Origin of the sequence: Allobosea sp. BE125, from assembly GCF_031456075.1 — a bacterium.
Classification (GTDB): domain Bacteria; phylum Pseudomonadota; class Alphaproteobacteria; order Rhizobiales; family Beijerinckiaceae; genus Allobosea.
This window is the reverse complement of the sequence record NZ_JAVDTY010000011.1, coordinates 238,022-249,240: the sequence shown is the minus strand read 5'-3', so window position 1 is coordinate 249,240 and position 11,219 is coordinate 238,022. Positions and strand designations below refer to the sequence as shown.

Sequence of the window (11,219 nt, the reverse complement as noted above, 5' to 3'; positions counted from 1 at the left end):
CCCTGATCTGCCTCGCCTACAACGTCAAGAAAGCCGCCAGACTGGCCGCCTGAAGCCGCAAGCGCCGCGCCTCGGGCAAGTCCAGCCTCACATCCCGCTCCCGACAAACCATCCGCTCACCTTCCACAAGCGCCAAAAAGACCGGTTACGCAAAGCTCTCCTCCGGGAGAGGTTTCCCCGCGCTTGCTGGATTTCAGGCAGCAGCGTCACCTTCCCGCAAGGAAAAGGGAAATGGCGCTCGCAATGACGATCGAACAGCCATCAGGGCGCGCGATTCGTCCCGTCTTCGGACGAAAATGGCGGCGATCGATCACCTGCCCGCGGCCGGGCAACCTTCAGCCCTCGCCCACTTGCACCAAGAGTGCCCCGGAACAGACCTTCCGATCGGCAATTCTTGCCCAGTGCTGGGAAAATTTTTCCTAGTTAAGTCTTTGAAATTTATGATCTTTTTTTGATTTTTTCGCGCCTGGTTTCCGCCGCTGCTCCGTTTCACTGGAAGGGACAAGCCACAACTCCATCGATTTGTGCGCGATCTCTCCCTGGGAAATGCCGCTATGACCTGTCCGCCGTCTCATCTAGATATCGCGACATTCGCCGTTCCCATGCCGCCGATCGGGGCCCTGGAGGCGCGCACGGAGCTGCTGCCGAAATTGGGGGACCTCTCAATCCGCAGGCCATTGGATCGCGATGATGAGCTCCTGCGGCTGATAGCGCTCAGCGACGAGACGGCTTTCCGTCAATTGGTCGAACGCCATGTTGACCGGGCCTATGCGCTGGCCCTGCGCATCCTGCGCAACGCGGCCGATGCGGAAGACGTGGTCCAGGACACGCTGCTCAAGATCTGGACGCATCGGGGCAGCTGGGAGACCGGGCGGGCGAAATTCACGACCTGGCTCTACCGTGTCGTGACCAATCGCTGCCTCGACATGCGCCGGCGGCCGCAGACCGAGGGCATGGAGAACCTGCCCGAGATCATCGACGAGCAGCCCGACGCCCTGACCGCGCTGCACCGCCATGAAGTCAATGACCTGCTGACCCGGGAAATGGGGCGCCTGCCCGACCAGCAGCGCGTCGCCCTCATCCTGTCCTATTACGACGATTTCAGTAACGCGCAGATCGCGGAGATCATGGAGACGACGGTGTCGGCCGTCGAGGCCCTGCTCAAGCGCGGCCGCCAGCATCTGCGCAAGCATCTGCGCCGTTCGGAACGCGACATCCGGCAGTCGTTCACAGACGATTAGCCATAGTCCGCTTCTCCCGCAGAAACCGCGCCCGCCCCGCTCTGCCGTCCCGTTGAACTGGCAGACACGGGAGCACCGCGTCCTCGCCCCCCTGAATTGGAGGGCGAATTCCCAGCCGCGCAAGGAGAAGCCGTCATGGCTGTGATCTCGACCAACATCGCCGCCAATTCGGCGGTCCGATACCTCAACATGAACTCCGTCGACCAGTCGTCCTCGCTGTCCAAGCTGGCCAGCGGCTCGCGTATCACCAAGGCCTCGGACGATGCCGCCGGCCTCGCCATCTCGACGCGGATCTCGTCCGACGTGACGGCGCTGACCCAGGCAGCCACGAACGCCTCGCACGGCACCTCGATCCTGCAGACCGCCGATGGCGGCGCCTCCAACATCAGCGACATGCTGCAGCGCATGAAGGCCCTGGCCTCGCAGTCGGTCTCCGGCACCGTCACCGATTCCGAACGCGCCTATATCGACGCGGAATTCTCGCAGCTCGCGGAGGAAATCGACGGTATCAGCGAGAGCACGCGCTATAACGGCGCCAGCCTGCTCGACGGCACCAGCGACTTCGCCAATGGCATGGTCGTCGTCGTCGGCTCGAACGCCACCAGCGACACCATCAAGGTGACGATCGACGCCCTGACCACCTCGGCGCTCGACATCACCGCCGCGACGGATGAGGCTCCCGCCAGCCTCGTCGGCAGCGCCAGCGGCTATGACGCCAGCGGCGGCGACGTCTCCTTCACCGTCAACGGCACCTCGGTGACGCTGTCGGCGACCGGCGGCACGGCGTCGGACGGCGTCTATACCGCCGACGACATCGCAACCGCGATCAATACGGCGCTGGGCACCAGCACCGTGTCCGCTTCCGTCGATGCGACCACGGGCAAGCTGACCCTGTCGAACACCGCGACGGGTTCCACCGCCGGAATCACCATAGCGGGCACGGGCAGCTTCGATGTCGCCGATCTCGGCTTCGACGACACCAGCAGCACGGGCCGCGACGCCGGGACCACCCTCTCGGTCGCGACGCAGGATGGCGCCCAGGCGGCCATCGACGTGATCGACGCCGCGATCGACAAGGTCTCGAGCGCCCGCGCCAATATCGGCGCGCTCGAATCGCGCTTCGAGTTCCGCTCGAACACGATCGCCACCAGCATCGAGAACCTCGAAGCCGCCAATTCGGCGATCAAGGATGTCGACGTGGCCTCCGAATCCGCCACCCTGGCCGCAGCCAAGGTCAAGACCCAGGCCTCCGTCGCCGCCGCCGCCCAGGCGAACCAGATGCCGCAGGAACTGCTCAAGCTGCTGCAGTGATCCGATGCAGTGATCCGATGAACGAAGCGGGCCGGTCTCCTCCGGCCCGCCTTTCCACCGGGGTGCGATGAGATGGCGTCAGTCAGCAGTACGAGTTCGAGCACGTCGGATCTGTTGTCCTCGGCTTATAGCACCTCGACGACATCGAGCTCGGGCAGCACGTCGAGCACCTCGGCCACCACCGATCCGTCCGATATCGACTGGAGCGCGCTGATCGAGGCCTCGGTCCAGGCCAAGCTCAGCAAGGCCGACACGATCGATCTCAAGATCACCGCCAACCAGGCCAAGATCTCCGCCTATGAGCAATTGCAGTCCCTGCTCGGCGATCTCTCGGACGCCGCCGATGCGTTGCGCGCAGTCTCCGGAACCTCGAACAGCTCCACCGACGTTTTCCTCGACCGGGCGGCCTATCTCTCCGCCAATGGCGATGTCGACGCCGCCTCCTCGCTATCCGCGACGGTCGAGGACGGCACCGATGTCGGCAGCTACGACATCCAGATTCTGCAGCTCGCCAAGGCCCACAAGATCGCGAGCAGCGTCGTTGCCAGCAGTTCGGAGGATCTCGGCTATTCCGGCGTGATCTCGCTCGGCACCGAAAGCGGCAGCTCCGTCGAGTTGACGGTCACCGAGAGCATGTCGCTGGCCGATCTCGCCGAGGCGATCAATGACCAGTCGAGCACCACCGGCGTGCAGGCCACCGTGCTGAAGGTTTCGTCCTCGCAATATCAGCTCATCCTGTCCACGAGCGAGACCGGCGAGACGATCAGTGCGAGCACCGTCTCGGGCGACGACGTGCTCGCCTCGCTCGGCATCACGGACAGCACCGGCGCCCTCGCCAATGTCCTGCAGGCGCCGCAGGACGCCATCGTCACGCTCGACGGCATCACCGCCACCCGCTCCAGCAACGACATCGACGACCTGCTCGACGGCGTGACGCTGCATCTCTACCAGACCACCCAGAGCGACCCGGATACCGAGAGCGACGTCTCGATCACGATCGAGATCGGCGCCGATGTCAGCTCCGCCAAGACGGCGATCCAGGCGCTGGTCGATGCCTATAACGCCTTCCGCGATTTCGTCACGACGCAGCAGACGCTGTCCAGCGACGGCACCGCCGCCGACGACGCCGTGCTGTTTGGCGACGGGACCATGCGCAGCACGACTCTCTCGGTCTACAGCGCGCTCACGCGCACCGTCGGCGAGAATTCGATGGCGCTGATTGGCCTCTCCTTCGACAGCGACGGCACGCTCCTCCTCGACGAGGACACGCTCGACGACGCGCTCCTGGACGATCTCGACTCGGTCAAGGCGCTGCTCAGCTTCCAGATGGATGCCTCGTCCAGCGATCTGAAGCTGCTGGCGCGCGGCACCAATGTGCCAAATCCCTTCACCCTCGACCTGACGGTCGATGCCAGCGGGGCGCTGAGCGCGGCTTCGGTGAACGGCGATTCCTCGCTCTTCACGATCAAGGGCACCCGGATCGTCGGTGCCGCCGGGACCGCCTATGAGGGCTACAGCTTCGTCTATACGGGCTCGACCTCGAAATCGATCGACGTCGCCTTGAGCACCGGCATCGCCGAGCTGCTCTACAACACATCGAGCGCCGCCTCCGACACCTCGGACGGCACGCTGCAGACACTCATCGACAATCTGGAGGCGACCGACACGACGCTCCAGAGCAAGAGCGATGCGATCCGCTCCGCCGCCGAAACCTACCGGACCAATCTCACCAATCGCTACGCCCGCTACCAGGCCGCGATTTCCGCGGCGGAATCGACGCAGGACTACCTGACTGCACTTCTCGATCAAGATTCATGAATGGACCCGAGAGACATGAACCAGAATGCAAGCCGAGCCATCGCCACCTACCGGATGGTCGCGGCGCAAGTCCATCCGCTCGTCGCCGTCGTGAAGCTCTACGATGAGGCCATCCGCCAGCTCCATCTCGCGGTTCGCGCCATCGAGGCCAGGAAGCACGAGGAGAGCTATATCTGCATCTCCAAATCATCCACGATTCTGCGGGGCTTGTACCACAACCTGCGCTTCGACAAGGGCGAGGACATCTCCCAGCAGCTGATGAAGGCCTACACCTACAACATCGTGGCGATCCATACCGCTTATGGAAAGCCGGACGCACCGGTTCGTTACATGAAGATCATCAAGCATCTCGGCGAATTGCGCGATTCCTGGGCGATCGTCGCCGGCATGAGCCCGAAGCGCGAGGAAGCACCCGCACCGCGGCATCCGCAGGCTGCCATCCGCCCGGTCAGGGTCGGCTGAGCATCCCAATCGGCTGAACCTCCAAGGCGCCGGGCCGGGCAAGACGCTGGGCGGGCTCGCACCTGAACCGCGCCCCAGGTCTTCCCGCCTCCATTCGCAGCTCGGCCCAGTCGGGCCGGGCGTGAGCTGGCTCGGCGATTTTTGCCTATTTCCCCGATTTGCGAAACAGTTTATCAACAAAGGAGATACGCTCAGAAACGAGACCGCAATGAAGCTCGGCGAATTTCAGGACGCGATTGATCGGCATGGCGACGATCTGGCGACCTGGCCGACTGCGTTGCGCCAGCCGGGGCTAGCCTTGCTCCTGGCCTCTCCGACAGCGCGCGCGGCCCTCGATGAAGCCAGGAACCTGCGCGCCGCATTCAGATCAGCCTCTCCCATCAGGGCGCCCAAAAATCTGATCGATCGCATCGTCCAGGGAGCTGTCGGCGCGGTTTCACAGCCGCCGACAGCCACCACGCAGTCAAATCTGCAAAACCGGCACTCCTGACAACGCCAAGACAGTCGGCGCCGAGACAGTCGGCTTCATCTAAACGCCCGGCTCGCGGTACTCGCCCCGCCAATCCCAGCATTGTCGCCTGAATGATGGCAGCCTGACGCGCTGTCGCGCATGGCCCAGCTCGATGCGAGCCATGAACAACGCTCGCAAATAAGGGGCGGGATGTTTCGGCGCCGCAGCTTTCCGGCGCGGCTCGCTTATCAAAGTTTGTTTCCCGCAGAAACGCGAAAGCAGGACCCTTTCGCACCGCCCCAGCATGTCCCGACATATCCGCTTGATCCGGTGGCGGGTGCGCCGGCGCCTGCTTGCGGCAACTGAGCTCTTCGCGTCGCGGGCGGCCAAATCTTACTCAAAAGCTAATAAATAGAGTTAATACTTGCTTAATGAAGTTCAAAGCGCCCGCCGCTCGCACGAATTGCGATGCCACCAATAAATTGCGCCTGAAAATCCTCCTCCGCCCGTATCAATACTGAAGGCGGCTCAGACCGCGCTTCCAGAGGCCAGATCGCAACACAGGCTTCCCGGACAGAACCCGTCCGGGCTGTCGATGGAGGTTTGTCATGAGCGTCAGCTCGGTTTCGTCGGTTGCATCAACAGCGTCGACCACGTCGACGAGCTCGTCATCGTCGTCTTCTGCGCTCACGGAAACGGACTTCATGCAGTTGATGGTCAGTCAATTGCAGAACCAGGATCCGTCGAATCCGACAAGCGCCAGCGACATGAATTCGCAGATGATGTCCTACGCCAGTTATAGCCAGCAAGTCGCGATGAACGACACGCTGTCTTCGCTGTCGGAATCGATGACAACCTTGTCGTCTACAGTTTCCGACCTCTACTCGAGCGTCAATACCATCGCGTCGCAGCTCAATATCTCGGCCTGATTCTATCCAACCTGAAATAGAGTTGAGTAACCGCCATGAGTCTCACCGGCGCATTGAATTCGGCTGTCTCGGCCCTGTCGGCACAGAGCGCGGCCCTGGCCATGGTCAGCCAAAACCTCGCGAATTCCAGCACTTACGGCTACAAGACGACGACCGCGAGTTTCGAAAGCCTGATCGCGGATTCCTCGTCATCCGCTTACTCCGCTGGCGGAGTCGCCGCCTCCGGCGTGTCCAACATCGCCGCCCAGGGCTCGCTGACCGCTTCGGCGACAGCCACCAACATGGCGATCGAAGGCAACGGCTTCTTCGTCGTCAGTTCGAGCGCGACCAATGGCGACACCTACTATACGCGCAATGGTGAGTTCACGATCGACAAGACCGGCTACCTTGCGAGCAACGGCTATTACCTGCAGGGCTGGCCGACCGACGCCGACGGCAATGTCGTCGGCTCCACCAGCTCCAGCGCGCTGAAAACCATCGATACCACCTCGGTCTCGAGCATCGCTGCGGCGACGACCAGCCTCTCCCTGCAAGCCAACCTGCCGGCGGATGCCGCGATCGGTGACACCTTCGAGAGCGATGTCGAGATCTTCGATTCGCTGGGAACGGCGGCGAAGACGACCGTCACCTGGACCAAGACCGCCGAAAACAGCTGGACCGCCGCCTTCTCCGACGTGACGGATTCGAGCGGCAGCGCCACGCTCGCCACCTCGGCGACCAGCAACACGATCAGCATCAGCTTCAACAGCGACGGGACGCTGGCCAGCACCACGCCCAGCCCGCCGACGCTCTCCTTCACCGGTTGGACGACCGGCGCCGCCGACAGCACGATCACGCTCGACATGGGCACCGCCAACAGCTCGAGCGGCCTCAGCCAGCTCTCGTCCGGGGACGACACGCTCAGCGTCTCCCTCGAATACGATCAGGACGGCATCAGCTATGGCACGCTGACCGGCATCGAGATTGGCGACGACGGCACCGTCTACGCCAATTACGACAATGATCAGCGCCGCGCGATCTACAAGGTGGCGGTGGCGACCTTCAGCAACGCCAACGGCCTGACCTCGATGAGCAGCGGCGTCTACGCCGCGAACTCGGTCTCGGGCGCCAGCTCGATGCATATCGCGGGAACCGCCGGAGCCGGCACGATCTCGGGCGGGATGCTGGAAACCAGCACCACCGACACCAGCCAGGAATTCAGCAACATGATGGCGGCCCAGCAGGCCTATTCGTCCGCCGCGCAGATCATGTCCACGGTCAGCAGCATGTATGACACGCTGCTGAGTGCGATCCGATGAAACGGGCGCGGGTTGCGCGCGCGCCGCAGCCGGACGTGCTGGCGGAGGATCCGCTGCTCGCCCGCCTGGCGCGCATCGACAAGGAGGCGAAAGGCCATATCGAGGCCAGGCAACGCAGCGCCGGGCGCATCCCGCCGCGGCAGCGCAACGAGGTCCTCGTCACGCTGGCGGATCTCGATCTCGTCCTGGAAGCGCTTCGCGGCGCCCGCGACGAGATGAGCATCGCCCTCGACAAGCGCCTCAATACGCATCGCGCCATGACCGCCTATCAGCGTGCCGATGAGCTCTCCATGACGCCGCTGAAGCGATCATGACCGAACAGAAGGATGATCGACCCATGCCCGACGCATCTGCGCCCGGCAATCCGCGGCAATCGGCGAATGCTGCCGCCGCTGCCGTGATCGCTCTCGTCGAGGAGCTGATCGTCGTCATCGACGAGGAAAATCGCCATCTCGCCACCGGCGCGCCGGCATCGACCTCCCATCTCGTCCAGAGCAAGCGCGAGCTGGCGGAAAAATTCACCCATTGGGTCGCCGGCGTCCGCCGCCGGGATATCGACTTCCGTGACGCCGATGCGGCCGTCCACAAGCGCCTGGTCGAGAGCAGCAAGACCCTGCGCAAGCATATGAACGACAATGTCGACAGTCTGCGCTCATCGATCGCGGCCACGCGGCGTCGCGTCGACGCGATCATGCGCGCGATCCGCGAACAGGCCGCCCCGGCGCCGAACCAGTATGGCGCGAATGCCCGCCTGGCGGCTGCGCGCGCGCCGTCTCCCACAGGCTCGGGCCGCTATCTCTAGAGGGTAAGCGATGTCGTTCACAGCCATCCGCAGCATCGCCTATAGCTCGCTGGCGACCACGCAGCTGCAGATGGCGCTGACCTCCTCCAATGTCGCCAATGCCGACACGGAGGGCTATTCGCGCAAGGTCGCGGTCCAGACCTCCGCCTCCACGGGCACCGTCGGAGCCGGGGTCTCGGTCACCGCCATCAGGAGCAATGTCGACAAATACCTGCTCAAGGATCTCGTGGCTGCGACGAGCACGCTGGGCGCCGCGACCTCGACCGACAGCTTTGCGAGCAAGCTGCAGAACCTGCTCGGCGCGACGACCGGCAGCGACAGTGGCGGCACCTCGCTCGCCAACAGCATCGCCAATCTCGAAACCGCGCTGTCCTCGCTCGCCGGCACGCCCGAGAGCCAGACGCTGCAGGCGCAGGTCGTCGACGCGCTCGACACGCTCGCGAGCCAGCTGCGCGAGACATCCGCCGGCATCCAGGGCCTGCGCGCCGATGCCGATGACGGGATCGAGGACTCCGTCGACAGCATCAACGCATCCCTGAACAGCATCGCGACCTTGAACAGCCAGATCGCGGCAGCCCAGGCGCGGGGCGATGCCACGGGCGATCTGGAAGACAAGCGCAATACGGCGCTGCAGACCCTCTCCGGACAGATGGACGTCAAATACTATGTGACGTCCGACAACCAGATGCGAATTTCCACATCCTCCGGCACGACCCTGCTCGACAGCAATGTCCACGAGCTCTCCTATTCCAGCGCCGCGGCGGTCACTAGCGCGACGGTGTTCGACGGCATCACCGTCGACGGCAAGGACATCACCGGCGAGATCACCTCGGGCACGGTCGGAGCGCTGATCGCGCAACGCGACACCGAGCTCCCGGCGGCCCAGGCCGAGCTCGATGAGCTGGCGGCAGGGCTGATCGAGACGCTCAACAGCATCCACAATGCCGGCAGCTCATCGCCGCCGCCCACGACATTGACCGGCACCACTACGGTTTCCGCCAGCGACGCCTTGTCCGGCAGCGGCACGGTCCGCTTCGCCGTGACCGATGCGGATGGCGCGCTCGTCAGCTATCAGGACCTCGACCTCTCCGCCTACACCACCGTCGGCGATCTCGCCTCGGCGATCGACGCGATCGACGGCCTCTCGGCCGCGGTCAACAGCGCCGGCAAGCTCGTCGTCACCGCCGATGCCTCGGATAAGGGCGTCGCGGTGGTGGACATCGACAGCGCCGTCGGCAGCGACGACCAGGGTCTTTCCGATTATTTCGGCCTGAACGACCTGTTGACCGGCAGCAGCGCGGCGACGATCTCGGTGCGCTCCGATCTGCTCGCGACGCCCGGCCTGCTCGCCACCTCGGCCTTGTCGACCGCCGCTACGCTGACGGTCGGGGCCAGCGTCGTCAGCGTTGGCGAGAGCAGCGTCGCTGAGGCGATGAACGACGCCTTGAGCGGCAATCACAGCTTCATTGCTGCCGGCAAGCTCAAGGCGAGCACGACCTCCTTCGCCGATTATGCGACCGGCATCGTCTCGACCATCGCCACGACCGCCTCGAGCGCCTCGACCGCGCTCGACACCGGCACCTCCGCCCGTCAGTCGCTCGCGGATTCGCTGTCCTCCCAATCGGGCGTGAACGTGGACGAGGAAACCGCGCGGCTGTCGGAGCTCGAGCAGCAATATGCGATGGCGGGCCAGCTCCTCGAAGCCCTGAACAACATGTTCGACACGCTGCTCCAGGCCGTGCAGTCGAGCTGACAAGCCAAGCGGAGGCAGAGACCATGGTCACGCGCATCGCGACCTTCGCCTTGAACGACAGGATGCTTGCCGCCTCGCTGCGCACCCAGGCGAAGATGGGCGAAGTCCAGGTGCAGGAAGCATCGGGCTCGGTGTCCACGGACTATGGCGGGCTTGGCAGCTCGGCGAAGACCCTCGTCAGCCTCGAGGTCTCGCTCGCCCGCTCCAAGGCCTATGCCAGTGCCGCCGACGAAGCCGGCAGCCGCATCGACGTCATGTATGACGCGCTCAATGCGATGACCGACATGTTGTCGAGCTTCAGGGCGAGCCTGTCCGGCGCCATCAGCGCCAGTGCCACCGATGCCTCTGACACCACCCTCGCCAACACCGCGCAGAGCTATCTCACGGAGTTCGCCTCGCTGCTCAATACGCAGTTCGAAGGCCGCTATCTGTTCGCCGGCAGCGACACCACGCAGCCGGCGGTCGATCTCACCAATTACGCCGCCACCGACGTCGATACCGCCGACACCTCCTATTATCAGGGCAATGCGACGACGGCCTCCGTGCGGGTCTCCTCCGAGCGCATGGTGAACTATGGCGTGACCGGCGACGACACTGCCTTCGAGCAGGCGCTGCGCGCCCTCAGCGCCGTGGCGAATGCCGCAACGACGCCGGATTCGGACACCTTGCAGGCCATATCCGACCTCGTCGTCTCCGCGGTCGATGCGGTCGCGGCCGTGCAGGGGCGGCTCTCGGTCAATGCCGCAACGCTCGAACGCGCTTCGGCGACGCAGACCGACTACCAGGACTTCACCTCCGGGCTGATCAGCAACGTCAGGGATGTCGACATCACCGCGGTCGCCGCCCAGCTCTCGTCCTACGAGACCCAACTGCAGGCATCCTATGCTGCTTTAGCCAAGATCCAGTCGCTCAACCTGCTCGACTATCTGAAGTGAACGAAGGGTCGAGACCGGGCTTCTTAAGCCGCTTCCGGGGCGCCCGGACATTCTGAACCGCGCTACGCCAGGAGCTGTCACTGGGCCGCAATCGGGCCAGCAACCCTGGATCACATTTTTCGCCTGCGGCCGCTTCCGTCGGGAGACAAAAATGTAATATATTCCAGATGCTTAGAGCGTTTCTCCTGCGAAAGCCACGGCCCGGTTTTCGCGCAAGGC

General features: G+C 64.0%; 12 protein-coding genes and 1 pseudogene. All 13 read left to right on the top strand.

Annotated elements, in window-relative coordinates; genetic code table 11:
• The coding region (locus tag J2Y55_RS23335; protein WP_310158376.1) for a hypothetical protein at positions 1-247 on the top strand (247 nt) is incomplete at its 5' end.
• A 355-nt stretch (positions 248-602) separates the two neighbouring features.
• Positions 603-1,241 carry an RNA polymerase sigma factor gene (locus tag J2Y55_RS23330; RefSeq protein WP_310158374.1) on the top strand — a complete coding sequence of 213 codons (639 nt, stop codon included), beginning with the start codon at positions 603-605 and terminating at the stop codon, positions 1,239-1,241.
• Between the two features lie 135 nt (positions 1,242-1,376).
• Positions 1,377-1,896, top strand: a pseudogene (locus J2Y55_RS30155) (flagellin); the annotation flags it as partial.
• A 101-nt stretch (positions 1,897-1,997) separates the two neighbouring features.
• On the top strand, positions 1,998-2,552 hold the full coding sequence (locus tag J2Y55_RS30150) for a flagellin (RefSeq protein ID WP_404979016.1): 555 nt from the start codon (positions 1,998-2,000) through the stop codon (positions 2,550-2,552).
• A gap of 114 nt (positions 2,553-2,666) precedes the next feature.
• Positions 2,667-4,370: a flagellar filament capping protein FliD gene (gene fliD / locus J2Y55_RS23320; protein ID WP_310158371.1), complete on the top strand. Its 1,704-nt coding sequence runs from the start codon at positions 2,667-2,669 to the stop codon at positions 4,368-4,370.
• Positions 4,371-4,385: 15 nt separating this feature from the next.
• Positions 4,386-4,832 (top strand): flagellar export chaperone FliS, encoded by a 447-nt coding sequence (locus J2Y55_RS23315; RefSeq protein WP_310158369.1) that lies wholly within the window; start codon positions 4,386-4,388, stop codon positions 4,830-4,832.
• A 208-nt stretch (positions 4,833-5,040) separates the two neighbouring features.
• The gene (locus J2Y55_RS23310) at positions 5,041-5,322 is read left to right on the top strand and encodes a hypothetical protein (protein ID WP_310158367.1); all 282 of its coding nucleotides are present in this window, start codon (positions 5,041-5,043) and stop codon (positions 5,320-5,322) included.
• Positions 5,323-5,891: 569 nt separating this feature from the next.
• Positions 5,892-6,212, top strand: a complete 321-nt coding sequence (locus J2Y55_RS23305) for a flagellar hook capping FlgD N-terminal domain-containing protein (protein ID WP_310158366.1) — start codon at positions 5,892-5,894, stop codon at positions 6,210-6,212.
• Positions 6,213-6,247: 35 nt separating this feature from the next.
• Positions 6,248-7,510: a flagellar hook protein FlgE gene (flgE, locus tag J2Y55_RS23300; RefSeq protein ID WP_310158364.1), complete on the top strand. Its 1,263-nt coding sequence runs from the start codon at positions 6,248-6,250 to the stop codon at positions 7,508-7,510.
• Positions 7,507-7,824 carry a hypothetical protein gene (locus J2Y55_RS23295; RefSeq protein WP_310158362.1) on the top strand — a complete coding sequence of 106 codons (318 nt, stop codon included), beginning with the start codon at positions 7,507-7,509 and terminating at the stop codon, positions 7,822-7,824. The genes flgE and J2Y55_RS23295 overlap by 4 nt, the downstream gene beginning before the upstream one ends.
• Positions 7,825-7,847: 23 nt before the next feature.
• The gene (locus J2Y55_RS23290) at positions 7,848-8,312 is read left to right on the top strand and encodes a flagellar protein FlgN (protein WP_310158361.1); all 465 of its coding nucleotides are present in this window, start codon (positions 7,848-7,850) and stop codon (positions 8,310-8,312) included.
• A 10-nt stretch (positions 8,313-8,322) separates the two neighbouring features.
• A complete protein-coding gene (flgK, locus tag J2Y55_RS23285; protein WP_310158360.1) occupies positions 8,323-10,065 on the top strand; it encodes a flagellar hook-associated protein FlgK in 1,743 nt (580 codons plus the stop codon).
• A 23-nt stretch (positions 10,066-10,088) separates the two neighbouring features.
• Entirely contained in the window at positions 10,089-11,000 is a 912-nt protein-coding gene (locus J2Y55_RS23280; protein WP_310158359.1) for a flagellin, read from the top strand.
• Positions 11,001-11,219 lie beyond the last annotated feature (219 nt).